The 19,911-nt window shown below is 44.2% G+C and carries 12 protein-coding genes and 1 pseudogene; 12 read left to right on the forward strand and 1 reads right to left on the reverse strand.

What is annotated here, in order from left to right:
* The first annotated feature begins 23 nt into the window (after positions 1-23).
* From QFZ78_RS36260 to QFZ78_RS36295, 8 genes are all read left to right on the forward strand, one after another.
* Positions 24-920: a carbohydrate ABC transporter permease gene (locus tag QFZ78_RS36260; protein WP_373460420.1), complete on the forward strand. Its 897-nt coding sequence runs from the start codon at positions 24-26 to the stop codon at positions 918-920.
* A 42-nt stretch (positions 921-962) separates the two neighbouring features.
* A complete protein-coding gene (locus tag QFZ78_RS36265; protein WP_307554678.1) occupies positions 963-2,570 on the forward strand; it encodes an ABC transporter substrate-binding protein in 1,608 nt (535 codons plus the stop codon).
* A 74-nt stretch (positions 2,571-2,644) separates the two neighbouring features.
* Positions 2,645-3,658 (forward strand): LacI family DNA-binding transcriptional regulator, encoded by a 1,014-nt coding sequence (locus tag QFZ78_RS36270; protein WP_307554680.1) that lies wholly within the window; start codon positions 2,645-2,647, stop codon positions 3,656-3,658.
* Positions 3,659-3,772: 114 nt separating this feature from the next.
* Positions 3,773-5,575, forward strand: a complete 1,803-nt coding sequence (locus QFZ78_RS36275) for a sensor histidine kinase (RefSeq protein WP_307554682.1) — start codon at positions 3,773-3,775, stop codon at positions 5,573-5,575.
* A gap of 3 nt (positions 5,576-5,578) precedes the next feature.
* Positions 5,579-7,168, forward strand: coding sequence for a response regulator (locus tag QFZ78_RS36280; protein WP_307554684.1), 1,590 nt, complete (start codon positions 5,579-5,581; stop codon positions 7,166-7,168).
* Positions 7,169-7,293: 125 nt separating this feature from the next.
* Positions 7,294-8,628, forward strand: a complete 1,335-nt coding sequence (locus QFZ78_RS36285) for an ABC transporter substrate-binding protein (protein ID WP_307554686.1) — start codon at positions 7,294-7,296, stop codon at positions 8,626-8,628.
* Positions 8,629-8,710: 82 nt separating this feature from the next.
* Positions 8,711-9,589, forward strand: coding sequence for a carbohydrate ABC transporter permease (locus tag QFZ78_RS36290; RefSeq protein WP_307554688.1), 879 nt, complete (start codon positions 8,711-8,713; stop codon positions 9,587-9,589).
* Positions 9,590-9,601: 12 nt separating this feature from the next.
* The gene (locus QFZ78_RS36295; RefSeq protein WP_307554690.1) at positions 9,602-10,444 is read left to right on the forward strand and encodes a carbohydrate ABC transporter permease; all 843 of its coding nucleotides are present in this window, start codon (positions 9,602-9,604) and stop codon (positions 10,442-10,444) included.
* Positions 10,445-11,253: 809 nt separating this feature from the next.
* On the opposite strand, the gene QFZ78_RS36300 is transcribed toward QFZ78_RS36295, so the two are convergent.
* A complete protein-coding gene (locus QFZ78_RS36300) occupies positions 11,254-12,486 on the reverse strand; it encodes a PASTA domain-containing protein (RefSeq protein WP_307554693.1) in 1,233 nt (410 codons plus the stop codon).
* A 237-nt stretch (positions 12,487-12,723) separates the two neighbouring features.
* Here QFZ78_RS36300 and QFZ78_RS36305 point away from each other — a divergent pair, with 237 nt between their 5' ends.
* The 4 genes and pseudogenes from QFZ78_RS36305 to QFZ78_RS36320 form a co-directional block, all read left to right on the forward strand.
* Entirely contained in the window at positions 12,724-13,158 is a 435-nt protein-coding gene (locus QFZ78_RS36305) for a hypothetical protein (RefSeq protein WP_307554695.1), read from the forward strand.
* Between the two features lie 12 nt (positions 13,159-13,170).
* Entirely contained in the window at positions 13,171-13,413 is a 243-nt protein-coding gene (locus tag QFZ78_RS36310; protein WP_307554697.1) for a hypothetical protein, read from the forward strand.
* Positions 13,414-13,540: 127 nt separating this feature from the next.
* Positions 13,541-15,187 (forward strand): hydroxysqualene dehydroxylase, encoded by a 1,647-nt coding sequence (locus QFZ78_RS36315; RefSeq protein WP_307554699.1) that lies wholly within the window; start codon positions 13,541-13,543, stop codon positions 15,185-15,187.
* 35 nt (positions 15,188-15,222) lie between these two features.
* A pseudogene (locus QFZ78_RS36320) lies at positions 15,223-19,911 on the forward strand (AAA family ATPase); the annotation flags it as partial.

Raw genomic sequence — 19,911 nt, forward strand, 5'->3', positions numbered from 1 at the left:
AGGGACAACCAGTGGAGCAAGTCATCGCACGTCAAAGGGGAACTGATTTCTCCTCGGTGGCCATTCGGCTATTCGGCTACTTCTTTATTGGTCTATTCGCTCTGTTCTGTTTGCTGCCTTTTCTTCTCGTCCTTGGGACGTCGTTCACAGCAGAGAAATCGATCACATTACACGGCTACAATTTATGGCCCAAGGAGTTCAGTACGTTTGCTTATAAAATTGTGTTCGAGAACCCAGGACTCATTATCGGCTCCTATGGGGTTACACTGGGCATTACGATGATTGGAACAACCATTGGGCTATTTATTGTAGCTATGACGGGTTATTCCTTACAGCGTCCTGATTTTCCGTATCGGAATCGGATCTCCTTCTTCATTTACTTTACAACATTGTTTCAGGGGGGGGTTGTCCCCTTTTACTTAATCATGACGCAGTGGCTGCACCTGAAGGATAACTATTTGGCTGTCCTGCTTCCCGGACTGATGAGCCCTTTTCTCATTATTATGATGAAAAGCTTCGTTACGTCTATCCCGCATGCGATTACGGAATCAGCCAAAATGGATGGGGCGGGTGATTTCAAAATTTTCACTAAGCTCATCCTGCCTATGACGACGCCGGCTTTGGCCACCATTGGATTGTTTATTGCTTTGGGGTATTGGAACGAATGGTACAATGCGATGCTGTTCCTATCACCCGATTTAAAGTATAGGCCGCTTCAATTGTTCCTGTATAACGTTGTAACAAGTGCCGATTTTATCAAAAACTCATCGGTCTCCTCCAATGTACAACCTAGAGATATGCCGCTGGAGTCCATGAAAATGGCTACGGCCGTAGTCGCAACGGGACCGGTCATTCTCTTTTATCCGATGGTGCAGAAATATTTCATCAAAGGTATTACCGTTGGTGCTGTAAAAGGCTGACGCAAAGCATATACCAAAATGATTATGGGGAGGCAAATCCGTATGTTCAAGAGAAAAAAGAAAGCGCTTAGTGTAGCTCTGGCAGCAACGCTTGCTGTAAGCTTGACGGCGTGCACCACACCTAGCAGTACAGGAACTAGCTCCACGGATAAAGCGACAGCGACTGCTGCGGCAACGGGGACAGCAGCACCATCCGGCAAAATTGACACCTCCGAGTTCCAAACGATTTCGTACGTGATGTTGGGGGATAAACCGAAGAATGGTCAATTTGAAAAGGTGATGGAGAAGCTCAACGCCATTTTGAAACAAAAAGCAAATGCAAAACTGGAAATTAAATGGGTTGAATGGGCCGACTGGCAAACCAAATATAATCTATTGCTAGCTTCAGGAGAACCTGTTGACTTGATCACGGTTGCAACAGATTGGTTGGATACTTGGCAGAATGCACAAAAAGGTGCTTTCATGCCGCTGGATAAGCTGCTTCCTGTGTACGCGCCGTTAACTTGGAAGGAAGTACCGCCAGAGAACTGGGCTGAGACGAAGTACAAGAATCAGATCATGCTCATTCCTGAAGATCATTACACGCAGTGGGTTAATCACGGTTTCTTGTATCGTGGCGATTGGGCGAAGGAGTTTGGTATCACGGCACCAATTACCGATTTTAAGATGATGGAGACCTATTTCCAAGGGGTCAAGGATAAGAAGCCAGGCGTTGTTCCTTGGGATGCGAATGGTACCGCTGCAGGTAATATTGGTGGCTACATCAATTCCTACACAGATGCGATTGAACTTCCGGTCAGTACAGGTTTATTCGGTCTGATCTACGGTAAATCCTATGATGAGAGGTATAAAGCCTACAGCCCTATTCTCGATGATACCTTCGTGGATTTTGCTAAACTCATGAAGTCTTGGGGTGACAAAGGCTTCTGGCGTGAGGATGTGCTGAACTATAAGGGCGACAACCGGTCCGAGCTTGAGGCTGGTAAGTCAAGCGTTGATCAGCATCACACGCAAACCTTCCTGGGTGAACGTATCAAAATGGATAAGCTGCAGCCGGGCTCAGATCTCCAATTCTTCCCATTCTCAGCCACGCGCAACAATCTCGTGTCTATGTCGATCACGCATGGCGGTACTTCCATTGGCGCGAAAAGCAAGCATCCGGAGCGCGCTCTGATGGTCTACGAGCTGATTCGTCAAGACCCGGAAGTGTACCGTTTGATGAATTACGGTTTGGAAGGCGTACAGTACGTCATCAAAGATGGCAAACGTTTCCGTCCAGATGGCTATGATGTGCAAAGAGATGATTTCTACTCCAATTTCTGGGGTGGACGGATTGATAAGAATGAAATTCCTGATGGCAATGATTGGTCTGGTAAAGGGGCGCTTTATGCTTCCTATGACAAAATTAAAAAGCCATACCCATATGGTCGGTTTGTTTTCGATAAGGGACCTGTGACGAACGAGTTGACTGCGGTTACGCAAGTTGTTGGACAAATGGGACCTGCGATTCTTTATGGCAAAGCGGGTGACCCTGTCAAAGCGGTGGATGAATTCCGCGCGAAGCTGAAAACAGCAGGTTTTGATAAACTGATGGCCGAAGTACAAAAACAATTGGATGCCTTCAAAGTCACTGTAGAAAGCACTAAATAAGGATGAAGATATCGAAGGCCTGTTTCTGAACAGGTCTTCGATCTTTACATTTTGACGTAACGGAGAGTGTATGCTTGGAAGCTATAACCGTCTATGATATTGCCCGAGAAGCGAACGTCTCCGTCGCGACAGTTTCCCGAGTTCTCAATGATACCGCACCCGTTCGAACATCGACTAGGCAGAAGATTATGGCGATTATTGAAAAGCATAAGTTTCAGCCCAATGCGTTGGCACGCAGTCTGGTGAATAAGAAAACGGGCATGATTGGCGTGTTATTCCCAGATAGCAGTAACATGTTTTTTCCTGAGGTGTTTGGAGGGGCAGAGAGAGCTGCGATGAAGCTGGGATTCACACTCTTTCTATGTAACACATTCAGCAACTTCAGCAGAGAATCTGAATATTTAAATCTGCTTTGCGAAAGGCAGGTGGAAGGACTCATTTTCATGGGTGGACGCATCAATTCGCGTCATTGCCCCGAGCTGCTCGTCCAGGAAGTCGTGGATATCCAGAAGAGAATTCCAATTGTTTTGATTAATGGCAGTCTTCCAGGTCATCCCTGTCATCGGGTGAAAACGGACGAATATGTGGGTACCCAGCTCATTATGCAGCACCTTATTGACCGAGGTCATCGAAGCATTGGCTTCTTGGGGGGAGGCCCTGACACGACAACAACGATGGAAAAGCTGCAAGCCTACAAAAGTACACTAGGAGCGAATGATCTCCCTTTTCGCAAACAAATCGTACGCTTGGGAGACTTCACTATGGAATGTGGCCGCAAGTTGATGGATCAGTTCCTTACCATGCCAAATTGTCCAACGGCCTTTCTTTGTATTAACGATTACGTGGCCATTGGTGCTATGAAAGCGGCTATTTCTCATGGGCTGCGTATTCCGGAGGATATCGCCATTGCAGGGTTTGACGACACCCAATTAGCTTCTGCAATGAACCCCGAACTGACAACCGTTTCGCAGCATAGTGAAGAGCTAGGGAATCAAGCGATGGCATTATTATCGAGATTGATTCAGAAGGAAAAGGTGAAGAAGCTGACGGTTCTGGAGCCTAAGCTCATTGTTAGGCAGAGTACATAATGAGAAAGTTGGTATACATCGTGCTTGCGAATCCTATACAATATAACCGACAGGTATTGCCTGAAGGTAGATTGTATGGGATTTTTTCAGTTTTTGATAAGTAGGGGGCAAATCATGCAGTTTCTACAAAAATATATCACCATGCCTTGGTTTCGTAATCAACGCATCCGCTATAAAATCATCATGATTTATTTTCCACTTATCTTCGTGCCTTTATTTGTACTAGGTTTTGTCTCGAATCAGGTGTACACGAATGCGATTGTCAAAAAGACGATTAAAAATGTTTCGGATAACTCGTCCCTCATTATTACGCGCATCACGGGTATGTTAACGAATGTAGAAAGCTGTGCCAATATGCTGACGATCAATCTAAACAAATTGATCGTGGAAGACCCGCAGTCCCAGGGGGCAGCGGAGACGAGCTTACAGATGTACACGCAGATTACGAATCAGTTGAGCTTTGCCATGCTTGTATTTCCCGATGTCCAATCCGCTGCGTTTATAGATGCAAATGGTCGGGTTTTTGGATCTAATCTCCTAATGGAACGGAATCGCGAGTTGATTGCGAGCAGCGATATGCTTAAACAGGTTGACACCTCCAGTGGTAATAATATTTGGTTTCCCATGCAGCAGCGTAGTTATTTGACCCCTGACTCACAAGAAATTGTCATGACGCTAGGTAAGCGGATTGTAAATATTTATACAGGGCAAAAGCTCGGTATGCTTGTACTGAATATCAAAGAAAGCTCCTTATCCGCGATTTATCAGAAAATCGGCTCGATCCAGGATAGCAGCTATTTTATCGTGAATGAGCGAGGCGTCGTTATTTCATCGCAGCATCCGAAGGATTTACTTCAAGAAGTTGCCGATCCAACGATGAAAAACTGGATTATTACTTCCAGTGAGGATACGTCGGATGTTACCTCTTTTCAACATGAGAAAACGCTTGTAGTAAGCTCCGATGTACCTAGCTTTGGGTGGAAGCTTATCTCGATGGCTCCGCTTGAATCCTTAACCGCGGATACGCGTAAAATCACTGTCCTTATTGTGCTTATTGGGTTGATTTGTTTATTTTTTGCTTTGCTTGGAGCGGGTATGCTTTCGCAATTCATTGCCAAACCGATTATGGGGTTAACCAAACATATGAAGAAGGTCAAAGAAGGCAATCTGGACATTGAATTCCAGGTGAATTCAGAGGATGAGATAGGTTTATTGGCCTCAGGCTTCAATGCCATGATAAGGCGAGTTCAAGAGCTGCTGACGAACATTAATTTTGAGCAAAAGAAGAAGCGTGAATACGAGCTAGCGCTTATTCAGGCGCAAATTAAACCGCATTTTCTGTATAATACGTTAGATGTTATTTACACCTTGTCAGAAATGGGACGAGCACGGGATGTACAGCGAACAACCAAAGCGTTGGCTGATTTCTATCGCGCAGCTTTGAGTAAAGGAAGAGAGACGATAACGATCGAGGAAGAAGTCCGTAATGTGAAGGATTATTTATCCATTCAGCGTATCCGTTATTCCGATGTGTTTACCTTTGAATTTGATATCCGGGGTGAGGTGTTCGGCGGTCTTATACCGAAATTAACCATTCAACCACTTGTTGAAAATGCGATCTACCATGGTCTCAAAACGAAGGGCAGCCTGGGTCTTTTGAAAGTAACAGGTGAAATTGTGGAGGGTAAAATCAAGATTATCGTCAGTGATGACGGGGTTGGCATGCTGCCGGAACGGCTTGAGGTTCTTTTGAAGAAGTCGGAATCTCCGGAGCAAGCTGTCGGCTATGGGTTAAGGAACGTGAATGACCGTATACAGCTTTATTTTGGCGATGATTATGGCCTGCAAATTGAAAGTCAACTGGGGCAGGGCACAGAAGTAACACTATGGCTCCCTTTTCAAAGTGAGGAAGGTTAAGATATGCAGAAAATATTAATTGTTGATGATGAACCCATTTTCCGAGAATACTTGCGCACGGCATTAGATTGGGAAGCTTATGGATTTGAAATATGCGCTGAAGCCAAAAATGGGGTCGAGGCGTTGGAACAAGTCGATGTCCATCGTCCCGATATAGCCCTTGTGGATATTACCATGCCATTTATGGATGGACTCACGCTGACGGAGCATTTGAAGCAGCGATATCCAGCTACAAGTGTGGTGCTGATTACGGGCCATAACGAATTTGATTATGCTCGAAAGGCGCTTAAGCTTGGTGTTGAAGATTACATTCTGAAGCCGTTTTCGAAGGATGAATTGGTACTGACGCTGCTTAAGCTTCAGAAGGAACATCAGCGGGCGCAGGAAGAGAAGTCCACATTGAAGGAAAATCAGTTGTTGATGAAGGAGAGCTTTCTTAATCATTTGCTTAGCGGTGATTACAACCTTTCCAATGAGGAGACCAGTTCAAGACTCAAGCAGTATGGAGAATCCTTCGACTCACTATGCTTTGTGGTGGCGTGTATTGAGATTGATAACATGGATCTCAAATGGAATAAAGTGAGTGAACGCTTACTCTGGAAATATGCGGTGACGAACATTCTGAATGAGGCGCTGGAGGAAACGGAGAATCACTTGATTTTCAATGGGCCTGAGGGGCGTATTATTTGCTTGGTGGAGCACCAAGGGAATGGTGAGATGGAAACTCCTGCGTTAGGCGGTTATGAGAAATTATGTTTCCTGATCAAAAAGTATTTGAAATTTACGATCACGGTCGGTGTTGGTCGTAGTCAATCCGGTTATCAGGGGATCCGTACTTCCTATTTGGAGGCGCTTGAAGCCTTGCAAAATAAGTTTGTATTGGGGAATGATCGTGTTATCGCTTACGGATCAGGGGCTTTGGAGTCAGGTACTCAAGCATTCTACCCCACAGAAGTGAATGAAGAGCTGCTCGTTCAATTACGCATGCAAAATGGGGAAAAGGTAGATGCTAAGTTGGAAGAAATTTTCCAAACGATTCGTGATCAGCGGCTATCGTTAGATTACACCTATGTCATAAGTATGGGACTTATTTCTGTTTGTCTCTCTTATGTAACGGAAACGGGGCATCCGATTGAAGACTGCTTCGGAGAAGCCTTTTTTCCCTATAGCGAAATCAAACGGTTGGAATCCATTGACGCCACATCCGTATGGATCAAGGAATTGTTCAATCAAGCGATCCTGTATACGGGTAAGCACCGAAAGACCCGATCGTCGAAAATTGCCCAATCCGCCAAAGAATATATCGAGCTTCATTACAGAGATCCCGAGCTGCAATTGGATCAAATTGCCCAGCAGGTGTTCATCAATCCCAGCTATCTCCGGGCTGTTTTTAAGAAAGAAATCGGCATGACGGTGACCGATTATGTCACGCATGTTCGTATGCATAAAGCGAAGGATTTACTTGGTAAAGGGAACATACGCCTTGCGGATATTGCGGAACAAATCGGCTTTAACGATCCTAGTTATTTCAGTAAAAGCTTTAAGAAATTTTTTGGTTATTCCCCTAGTGAGTACGAGAATAACCGCTTATAATGAAATTTTCTAAATGTGCGGATTTTACAAGAACCCCTCGATTATTCCATTATCATAAGGGGTTTTTCCTTTTATACTCAGGTTGTAAAGAAGTGAAAGCACATGATGCCTGGGAGGTCCAACAAATGAAAAAAATGGGAGTCACTCTCGTAAGCTTGCTCGCGGCTACTAGCCTTGCAGCTTGCGGAACCGCAAACACAACAAAAGATGCTGGTGCAACTAGCGCGCCAACGGCTGCAGCAACTGCAGCACCCGTAAAGACGGATGCAAAGCCGGTCAAGCTTAGAATTTATGCCCAGTACGCAGATGAAGATACGAAAACACCTTATGACTACGCGGTTGCGGAATTGAAAAAGGAAATGCCGAATGTAGAGCTAGAGCTCGATATTCAAGCGCAAGATGATGGCCAGAAGCTGAAGACTTATGCAGCTACAGGCAATCTGCCAGACATTTTCGGAGCAGGATTAGACATTATCGATACGTTTAAGAAATCCAATAATATTCTCGTTCTGGATGAGTACGTAACTAAATTTGGCTTCAAAGACAAAATGCAACCAAGCTCATTGAATACACTAGTAACCGATGACGGCCACACTTACGCATTCCCTTATGCGGGTAATGAAGTGGCACTGCTTTACTACAACAAAGATTTGTTCCAACAAAATGGTGTGAAAGTGCCGACTACCTATGATGAAATGATGACGGCTGTTAAAACGTTCAATGCGAAAGGCATTACGCCACTATCCATTTTTGCGAAAGAAAAATGGCCCTGCGTAGCCCTTTATGACATGTTCGTTTCACGCGCTGAACCAGCTGGTGTGACGAAGCTTGATAAAGGTCTTGCCAAAGCAGATGATGCTGCTTATAAAACAGCTGCTGAGAAACTCATCGAGCTGGTTAAAGCAGGCATGCTGCCAAAAGGCGCTACGAACTTGAACTACGATCAAGCAGCAGCGCTCTATCATGAAGGTAAAGCAGCTATGTTCATTAACGGTCAGTGGGAAATCGAAGCGGCTACGAAAGCGCTCGGTGATAAAGCTGGCTACATGTACCTTCCAGCTGCTGATGCAGCAGCTTATGAAAAAGGTAAAACAGCATTCAGCGGCAGCGGCGGTCCTGGTGGGTATGCCGTATCTTCAAACACCAAGGATAAAGAACTTGCAGCAAAAGTGGCATCCTTCATGTCCTTGAAATATGCGGAATACAAGTTCACAAACCGCAGCAATCCAATCGTAGCTACCAAAGTGGATAAGCCGATTGTGAAACAGTTCCCTCCGATGATGGAACAGCTTTCCAAAGATATTCCGAAAATGACAAGCACAACAGCTTTCTCATGGGGGTTGTCCAATCCTAAGTTCAAAGCAGCGCTTGAAGATGCCACGCAAAACCTGATGACAGGGAATTATACAGCGGATCAATTCGTGAAAGATTTGAATAAAGCGGCAGTAACAGCGAAATAACCGAAGTTTCTATGGAAAAGGAGACTCACACTGGATCCTCTGCGCCGGTGTGAGTTTTCTACTAAATAAGGGAAGTGATGACATGCGCAAATTCATGGGAAATAAGGCAGCCATTATGCTTTTCACACTGCCGGCACTCCTTTTGTATACAGTTATTGTGTTTTATCCGATTTTGCAAACTTTCTATCGCAGTACATTCGAATGGGATGGATTAAGCGAAGGCACTTTTATTTTTCTGGATAACTACATTCGATTGTTTCAAGATAGTATTTTCTACACATCGTTATACAACGGTTTCGTTTTTGCAAGTATTTTGGCTTTCGTGCAAATCGGGATTGGCACTGTGCTAGCTTTTGCCGTCGCAGAAGGGTTCAGAGGAAGCAAGTTTCTAAGAATTAGCTACTTCATTCCTGTGGTTCTTTCCATTACGGTGGTATGTCAGCTGTGGCTGGCGATGTATAACAGTGAGTATGGCTTGATTAATAAAATATTTGAAGCGCTCGGCATCTCGTATCGTCAGGATTGGTTGACGAACAACAAAACAGCGATTTTCGCCATTGCGTTCGTGAATGCTTGGCAGTACATGGGTTACCAGTTCGCATTGCTGCTGGCGGCTGTAAAGTCCGTTCCAGAGCAGTACCTAGAGGCTGCACGTATTGATGGAGCATCCAAATTCAAAGCGCACATGGCGATCACAATCCCTATGCTGGCTGAGACGTATAAGTTTTGCCTCGTACTGGCGATTACAGGTGGTTTGAATGCTTTCGCCAACATGTTTATCATGACCGGCGGGGGCCCAGGGAATTCCACATACACATTGACCTATCTGATGTACCGCTCTGCGTTCCGCGTTGGTGAATTCGGTTATGGAAGCGCCGCGGCTGCTTTCCTGGTCATCGAGTGCTTGATTGTAACTTTGGCTATTAACCGACTGATCGCAAGAGAACGGATTACATTTTAAGGGGGATGACAGATGAACGGAATACTCAAATTGCGTAAAAAGAATCCGCTCCTTGGCATCTTCTTATGGGGATATGCGGGGTTGTCGGTGTATCCACTGCTGTGGATGGTCTTTTATTCGCTTAAAAATAACAATGAAATCTTCGTAACGAATCCATTCGGTTTTCCGACTCATCTACGATTCGAGAACTATGTGGATGCTTGGTCAAGGTTCAATGTTCCCGTCTACTTCAGCAACAGCTTGTTAGTGGCAGCGGCGACCGTTGTGGGTACGATTGCACTTTCGGTTACGTTCTCCTATGCCGTTGCCAGAATGCAATGGCGGTGGAAGGAAGCCGCTCGTATTTATGTCGTGATTGGGATGTTCATTCCCGTGCAAGTCATCATGATTCCACTGGCGATTCTCGTACGTGAGTTCCATTTGGCGAACACGTATTGGGCGCTTATCGTGCCTTATATTGCTTTCAATATTTCATTCTCCAGCATGGTTTTCTACGGTTTTTTCCGCAGTATTCCGGTTGAGCTGGAAGAATCAGCTTGTATGGATGGGGCTAGCATTTATCGGACCTTTTATACGATCATATTGCCGATTATTAAACCAGCAATTGCAACAATGGTAATCTTCGTCTTCTTGTCGGCATGGAATGAATTTACGATGGCGTTAATCTTGATTACCAAGGAATCCTTGAAAACATTGCCGCTCGGACTGCTCTTCTTCCAAGGTCAATTCACCACCAATTGGGGGGCGATGGGCGCGGCGATGACGATCGCGAGCTTGCCGACCGTGCTTGTGTATGTACTCTTTAGTGAGCAAGTGGAGAAAGCGTTGACCGTAGGGTCTGCTGTGAAAGGATAAGACTGCTGAGTTTGGCAGAGCTTTTGGATATTAATGTAAAAGTTTAAAGCGATAGCGGCTGTCCCGAAAGCCGTATTTGGAAAATTTTAAGATGCCACTTTGTGAATTTCGCAGTCTGCCTGCTACTTCCATGGATTATTCTAATAGAAGCACAAATATCGAGACCTAAGAGTAGATTTCATTGGAAAAATCCAATAGAAGTGTGAATTTTGTTCTGAATCCAGATTCGAATGTCTCAGAGGGTCAATAGGCACTAAGGGGCTGTCCTCAAGTATTTACTTGAGGACAGCCCCTTTTACATTTAGAAACGGTTCAATCACGAGCTTTCCGGGTCCTTCGGCCTAAGGTCAGTTATCTTCACATAATTATCGAAGTGGTAGTTGATTGAATCTTGATTTGGCGATTAGTCGGATTCCCAACTTTGGAAACTAAGTATTTTGCTGACCTGAACAAGTGGTGGATTGACCACCGACATGCGGTGGCGCTATGACGAGCGCCCAAGATTCGTGCGCGTTGGGGAAATTTCGTTTTGCGTGTTGTACTTCGTACAACAATTTCCTTGATTTTTATCATAAAAGTGGAAAATGTTGCATTTTGTACAATAATTCAGCCGTTTTTTACTCGAAATGGACACTTTCAAGCGAATTTGTTGTATTTTTTGCAACATTCGATGGGAAAAGGTTGGTTAGCTCTACAAAAGTTGTACATAGTACAACTTTGCCGAGTGGCGTCACTACTGTAAGGCATCACTGCTTTTAAGTATCACCGCTTTAGGTGTCACAGTTTTTAGCCTTCAACTCAATTAGCTATCACTGACTCCCCTTGCTAACCCAAAACGTAACATTGTCGCCCTGCAAACCTTTTGTACCTGACTTTGGGTCTTGTTTAATGACGGTTCCTTTAGGCTGATTATTCGCTTCAATAAAAAAATTGTAATGCAGACCGGCAGCTAAAGCTTGCGCCTCTGCATCAGCTTGGGATAGACCTACCAGGTTCGGTATTGCCACTTCCTCGTTTTTTTTGTTCGAATCACCGAGAGACTTCGTTGTAGATGGGACAGGCGTATTTGTCGGCGCAAGAGTTGTGGCGGTGGGGATAGGTACCATAACAACCGGCTCCACTTTCGGAGATGGCCAAAGCGCCCAAACCGTGACCAAGACGACGACCAAAATAGCAATTGCTCCTATCCCTGCCTTACTTAAAGCGCTCAGAGATTGAGATCGCTTTTCAGCAGCGGGTGCAACCTCATCCACCTCATCCTCGTTTTCATTCACATCCACCACGTGGTTTTGAGGTTTACTAGGATTCTGATAATGAATTTGTTTGTGAATAGGCCCCACGTCCTGCTTTTGACCGGAAGATGGTAAACTCCGCAATCCAAAAATCAACGAAGAAAGAGATGCTTGGCCTTGACAAACGAGCTTAATCAGCTTAATTAAAGCCAATTTCTGCTCATATGTCGCAGATGGAATAGGCGTGCGCTCCAGATGTGTATGCATCACTTCAAAAGCACTGGTAATCGTCTCCGCGCCGGTAAAGAGCTGAATCATCAACCGACAAAGCCCGATTGCTCCTTGTGCCTGAGGATCGCCTTTGTCCCAATAATTAATGACAGAAAGTTTGCCATGATCATCTAACCATAAGTTTTCAGCGCCTACTGTAAATCCTGTAATACGTTCTTCCATCGCGTCTAGCAAGGAAACTCCTAGATCAGCAATCATGGCGATGATGGTATGGAAGGACATTTCTTTCTTGTTAACATGGTTGGAGAATAGTGAGCCTGGCTTTGCTTGCAGAATGATCGTAACCGAGTCTTCCTCTACAGATGTATCCAGGATATGTTGAAAACCGTCATGTATGAAAGCTGCTTTATGATGAAGGGTTCGAATGTAATCTTCGCCGATTTGTCCAGGGTTAAGCTCTATTTGATAAAGGAGAACCTTTCGAGTAAGAAATAAATCATCACCATAGTACAGAGTGCCATGAGGTAAAGCGACGATCTGTGTATCTGGCACATAGCGTGTACCGATCTTTTTATGCATGGAATATCCATCCTCTCTCTTGATGGCATCATTAGGAGTTGCCTTTATTATATATGATTCGGTGGGATATAGGAATTTAGGTATTTTGTTATGAAAAATAACATAAATAGTCGATTTTTTTTGTTGAATTTTATCTAAATAGGTTTAAGCAAGAGTCTGAAGGTGGAATTCATAGTAAAGTTATTAAATAAACGCTTTATGGTGTTAGATAAACTAACGCCAAACAAGGGGGGGATAATGATGAAGTCTATAGGGTTGTTCAAACTAAAATGGTCGAACATGTTCAAGCCTGCTATTGTCCTTATGAATAAACTGCGCTATCCGCAGAAGTTTTTATTAATCGGCATCGTATTCGTCATTCCTATTATTTTATTAACGGGTCAGTTGCTGACCAGTATTAGGAAAGATTCACAGGCTGTAAAGATTGAGTTGAAAGGAATGACTTTTCAACAACATCTAGGTGAATGGATGGTTTCCTTGGATGAATATGGTCGGAGTCTACATTCTTTGGAAGGCGTTCAGGCCCCTCAAGGAGCGGACATCAAGCAAATTCAAGATCAGATAGATCGGATTTTAGCGTCTATAATGGATGAGAGTGCTCGCTCAACGCCGAAATTAATGGATGATCAAGTTTTTACAGAACTCCAGGAACAGTGGAAATCAATTTCATAGAGTGGAAAAGATTTGAGTCAAGCGTATTATGAGCTTCAACATGAGCAGTTGGAACAGCTTGTTGTAAAGCTTATCGAAAAAGTCGAGGAAATCTCAAAGTTGAGTTTGGATCCTGAGGCAGATAGCAGTTATTTCATTAATTTTACTGTACACCTTTTTCCTCAGTTTTGGAACAAGCTTGAGAAAATTGAGTTGAAAGGTATTCCGGCTCAATTAAATATAAAGGAACCGAATTTTCTATGCATATCTAGCTGACAAGATTCAGCTGATCTAGGCTTTTTTTTCTATCTTCGCAGAACTAAAAGTCTATGATTCAAATGACCTAGATGATATGATAGTTTTACAGAATTTTTTACAATTTGATCCAATATGAGGGGGAACTGTGTTGAAAAAAGTCGTTATTTTGGGCGGCGGTGTTGCCGGGATGAGTGCCGCGCATGAATTGATTGTAAGAGGCTACGAGGTGTCAGTCTACGAATTTAAAAGTATTCCAGGCGGGAAAGCGAGAAGTATGCCTTTCGTAGGCAGCGGAACTGATGGGAGGAAGGACCTTCCAGGTGAGCATGGTTTCCGGTTATTCCCTCGCTTTTACAGACATGTCATAGATACTTTGAAGCGAATTCCCTATGAGAATGGAACCGTATATGATAACTTAACAGAAGTGACACGGTTAGATATTGCCACCTATACAGCACCGCTATTGCCGCTGCTGGCCAAAATTGAATTTAGTTTAGACAATTTTATGGTTGTCATCAGAGATTTATTCGATAATGGCTTAGGTCTGAGTATGGATGATCTGGAGCAATACGGACGTAAGCTATGGCAAATCATGACGAGCTGTGATGAACGTATTCGCGAGGAATATAACCTCATCGATTGGTGGAATTTCATTGAGGCGGATCAACAATCCCCTGCCTTTCAAAAAATATTCGCTGGATTCACCAAAACCCTCGTTGCCTGTCAATCCAAAATTGCAAACACACAAACTGTCGGTCCTGTAGCTGTTCAAATGACACTAGATATCACAACACCAGGCACCAGCTTTGTTCGTCTCTTGAATGGTCCTACGAACGACAAATGGGTGAACCCTTGGCTAAACTTTTTACGAGACCAGGGAGTTGATTACCATTTAGAGGCGAAAGTTGAAAGCATCGACTGCGTGGATGGCGTTATTCGCGGTGCAAAGGTGACAGAGAACGGTAAAACCTTCAATGTAGAAGCTGATTATTACATAGCTGCATTCCCAGTTGAAGTGATGGGTAAATTCATTACCGACGCTATGGTGCAAGCCGACCCTACACTTGTAGGTGTGCAGAAGCTTGTTGATTCCGTCGCATGGATGAATGGTATTCAGTATTATTTGAAGGAAGAACTGCCTATCACACATGGACATGTTATATACTTAGATGCACCTTGGTCGCTGACTTCGGTATCCCAGAAGCAATTTTGGCCGGATATTGACCTTAGCCAGTATGGTGATGGGACAGTGAAGGGTGTTTTATCCGTTGATATTTCGGATTGGGACACACCCGGGGTACTATTCGGTAAATCGGCTACACTTTGCACGGCTGAAGAGATTAAAGCCGAAGTATGGGCACAGATGAAATTAAGCTTGAACGTGGATGGCGCCGTTATCCTAGAAGACGATGTTCTGCATTCTTGGTTTTTGGATACGGATATTCAATTCGTGAATCCTGATCAGGCGTGTACGAACATGGAGCCACTGCTCATTAATCGCGTGGGTACTTGGGATGACCGTCCAGAAGCGTATACCGCAATTCCGAATCTGTTCCTTGCTGCTGATTACGTTCGTACGAATACGAACCTTGCGACGATGGAAGGCGCTAATGAAGCAGCGCGGCGTGCAGTTAATGCCATATTGAAACAAGATGGTTCGACGGAAGAGCCTTGTGAAATATGGGAAATGTACACGTTTGAGCTTTGGCATATCGATTTGTTGAAACCTTATCATCATCATGACAAGCGACGGTTTGAGAAGGGGCTTCCTTGGGATGGAAAGCTTTTTTAGGAATACCTAGCAGCTAGTTTTACTAGGAGGATTTTATGCTTATTTTGCCGGAATACGAGTTGATCAGACAAATCTATCAAGGCGAACGGACTGTACTCTATCGTGCTGTTCATAAGCCGTCTATGGAAAAAGTAATTATCAAAACCCTACGTTCTGACTTTCCAATTTCAGCAGATATCGCTAGATTGAAACGTGAGTATGAGATAGGCAAAATGCTGGACTTTCCCGGCATAGTTAAGCCATTGGCGCTGCCCAAGCATCAAAACAGCTTAGCTCTCATTATGGAGGACTTTGACGGTGAGACCTTGTCGGCTTATTTCCCTATGTTTCGTCAGTCTATACAAGCCTTTCTCATAGCAGCTATTCAATTGGTCAAAATTGTTGGGGATATTCATCAGCGGTATGTCATACATAAGGATATTAAGCCTAGTAACATTATTATTAATCCCGAAAAGCAGATCATGAAGCTGGCAGATTTCAGCATTTCCTCTTTTACGAGAGAACGTCAAGAAATGCTAGACCCGATGATGCTCGAAGGAACGCTAAGCTATATGTCGCCTGAGCAGACAGGTCGTATGAATCGTATTATCGATTACCGAACGGACTACTATTCCTTAGGGGTCACGTTCTATGAAATGCTCACCGGACGTCTTCCGTTTCAAACGGAAGATCCGGTGGAGCTGATTCATTGCCATTTTGCCGTGACGCCGATTCCTCCTGAAAGCTTACGGATGGGCATACCGAAGCCGCTATCGGATATTGTTATGAAGCTTCTTTCTAAAAATGCGGAAGATCGATATCAGAGCGCCTACGGCATTATTCAGGATCTCGAGCACTGCTTGATGCTTAGCAATTCCGGGGAAGAAATGACGGAATTTACGGTTGGGTTCTATGACATGACGGACATGTTCCAGATACCTCAAGGGTTGTACGGACGTACTCAGGAAATCGAAAATCTGCTTCATGTATATGGACGTGCGGTTCATGGATCGTTGGAGGCCGTTTGGGTAACCGGGGAATCTGGTTATGGCAAAACGTTTCTCATCGCCGAGACGATGAAGACGATCATGAAGGACAATGGCTGGTTCTTATCCGGCAGATTCGAGCCAAACAAACAGCATGTCTCGTATCATGCGTTGTCTAGAGCACTGCGACAGTTAGTCCGTCAGCTTCTGACGGAGAAAGATCATCAAATCGAACAGTATCGCGGACGTTTGCAGAAAATACTGGGAACGAGCGGGAAAGTGTTGACGGATCTCGTTCCGGACCTTGTGCTCCTAATCGGTGAGCAGCCCATTGCGAAACAGCTTCCCCCGCAAGAAACACAGAATCGATTACACTTCTTGCTGCAGCAATTTCTATTAATCTTCTGTGCGAAAGACCGGCCCATCGTGTTGTTTCTGGATGATTTGCAGTGGGCAGATGCAGCCTCCTTGCAGTTTCTTGATCTGCTTTTGAACGATTCCCAAATGAAGTATTTCCTATTCATAGGCTCCTATCGAAGCGAGTATGATACCAATTGGTTATCATCTACTCGTGTTCAATTGCTGGACAAGCTTCCAGAGCGCCTCGTTACGGAACGGATTATTTTGCAGCCATTAGAAATTGCGGACGTCCAGCAGTTGATTGCGGAGTCGTTGAAAACCGAGCAGCAGAAGGTAGTTGAGCTGGCTCAGCTCGTTTTGCAAAAAACCGGAGGAAATCCTTTTTTTGTCAAACAATTTTTAACTGCCTTACACGAGCAAAATTTACTCACTTTTAATTATGAAGTTAATCGTTGGATATGGGATATTGGTGAAATTCAGAAGCTTAGAATTACCGATAATCTGATGTTCCTTCTAGCTGAGAAGCTGCAGCGTATGCCACCAAGAACGCAATACTTAATGCGGCTAGCTGCCTGTTTGGGTGCCTCCTTTGACCTGGAAGCGCTTGGTATTATTTCCAAGATGTCTTTTACTGATGTTCTGCATGAGTTGGAAATTGCTATCCAAAACGGGTTGATGATTCCTGTTGGCACAGATTATAAATTTTTTATCGAGATGCAAGGGAATTCAACTGCACGAGACATACGTTTTATGTTTGTGCATGATTCGATTCAAGAAGCCGTTTATGGATCCATTGAAGAATCAGAACTGCCAGAAATGCATTTGAACATCGCGCATCAGCTGCTGGAGCAATTACCTGAAGATCAAGCCCAGCCACGGTTGTTCGATATCGTTAACCATATGAATATGGGCTCTAACTTGTTAACGGAGCGCCAGGAGCTTATTCAGCTTCTAGAATTTAATTTAGGTGCAGGCCGCAAGGCTAAATCCTCAAATGCCTATCGTTCAGCGCTTCAGTATTACAATAAAGCATTAGCTTTGTTGAAGTTGGTAGAGGGTGTGGAGTTAAATGACTTAAGCTTTTCCATTCGACTGGAGAAGTCAGAAGTGCTCTATCTGAATGGTCAGGCGGATGAAGCCGAAATATCGTATGAGGAACTGCTGGTAGATGCCCGTACGAACGAACTTAAGCTCGAAGTATACAACTTACAAGTGATTCTGTACACGAACGTTGGAAAACAGCATAAAAGTGTGGAAGTCGGATTGAAAGCCCTAGCTGAGCAAGGCATCCGTGTTTCCAAAGAACCGACGGGCGTGAACATCTTTTTCGAATATATGAAATTGAAAGCAATGATTGGACGCAAGAATACGCTTCAGCTGTACGATTTACCGATTATGGAAGATGAGTACAGAACCAAGTTAATGAATTTAATGATGAGTATTGCCATCTCTGCTTATTTCGTGAATACGAATTTGTTCGTTTTGTTCATGTTCATCATGACGAAGCATGCCTTGAAGTATGGCAATACCCCCATGATGGCCTATGTATATGGATGCTATGGCTTGATTCTGGGCTCGGGCTTCGGGGATTATCAGCTAGGATACCAATATGGGCAACTTGGCGATCGCATGAATGCCAGATTTCAATCCCATCAATTCCGCAGCAAAAGCCATTTTTCATTTGGTATATTCGTTACTCCTTGGGTTAAGCCTTTGCAGGTGTGTTTGGATCATTTGAAGGAGTCATTCAGGAGTGGGATCGAAGATGGTGATTTGGTTTTCGCAGGTTATGCCCTGACTTATCAGATTTTGGTGAAAGATTTTCAAGGTGTTGTACTTTCGGAAGTGCAGGAAGACCTAGCTAAAAACTATCGGATATTGGAACAGACCAATCATCATGACACCCTACTCATGTTAGAAATGCTGCGTATGGTCATTGATAATTTGGAAGGAAAGTCTGAGAATCCCCTGATTCTCGGCAGGGATGAGGAAGAGGAGGATCAATTTGTCCGTAAGCTGGAGATCCACCCCAACCAAGTCATTTTTCATGAGTATACGGTAAAAAAAATGATGCTGAATTATTTGTTTGGTCAATATGAGGAAGCTTTAAAGTTTGGTAGAGAGGCAGAACCTATGCAGTCTGTTTCATTCGGGTTGTTTCATATTCCTGAAAACTATTTCTACTATGCTTTATCTATTGCTGCTAAGTATAAAGAGGCTGCGATTCTAGAACAAAAGATGTTGGCCAAACAAATGAGAAAGATGCTTCGCAAGATGGATAAATGGGCTGCCCATTGTCCGGAAAACTTTTTGCATCTTAGCTTATTCATGCATGCAGAGTGGAACCGTGTAACAGGTCATTTCCAGAAAGCGGAGCAAGAATACGAAACATCTATCCGGCAAGCAAGGGAGCAGGGCTTTATCCAGCATGAAGCGATGGCCTGCGAGCAAGCAGGGAAGATGTATAAGGAAGCTGGACGTGAAAAGATTGCCAAAACCTATTTCGTCGATGCGTATTACGGTTATCTAAGCTGGGGTGCGAAGGCTAAGGCCGAAGAATTAATGCTGCGTTATCCGAACTATTTAACTTCACTTAAGGAATCGAAGGATTGGAGCACGACCAAAATAAGTGACTATTCCCTGCAGGCGCTTGATTTTATGACGATTATGAACACGTCTAGGTCGTTGTCGAGTGAAGTTAACTTGGATCAATTGATCAAACGATTAATGGAAATTGTAACTTATTCATCTGGCGCGGAGAGAAGCATCCTTGTTTTGAAGGAGCGTGACAGCTTATTCGTGGAGGCTGAGATGCTTGCCATCGACGGCAAGGATTCCTGCACCGTAAGCTCTGTTCTACTAGAGACAAGAGAAGATCTCCCGACGGCTGTGATTCAATTCGTGGCACGAACCAAGGAAGGCGTTGTTCTCGATGATGCCGAGAAAAAGGGATTCTTCACACATGATCCGTATATTCGGGCAACGGAGAGTAAATCGATATTCTGTGAGCCGATCCTGCATCAGGGTAATCTAGTCGGCGTCTTTTACCTTGAAAATAATTTGATTCGCAATGCCTTTACATCAGACCGTCTTGATATTATCAAGCTGTTGTCTGCCCAGGCGGCAATTTCGATCGAGAATGCAAGACTCTATAATGATTTGGAGTCCAAAGTCAAAGAACGGACGAACGAATTGATCTTGATGGAGACGTCGCGTCGAGATCTGCTGTCTAATATTTCCCATGATTTGGGCACGCCACTCACGTCCATTCAGGGTTATGTAGAGGCTATTCTGGATGGGGTTATTCAAGAGCCTGAGGAACAGAGAAAGTACCTTACGGTCGTTCACATGCGGATTGTCGGTATTCAACGGCTCATTACGGATCTTTACCAATTAAGT

This window comes from Paenibacillus sp. V4I5, assembly GCF_030817255.1.
Taxonomy (GTDB): domain Bacteria; phylum Bacillota; class Bacilli; order Paenibacillales; family NBRC-103111; genus Paenibacillus_E.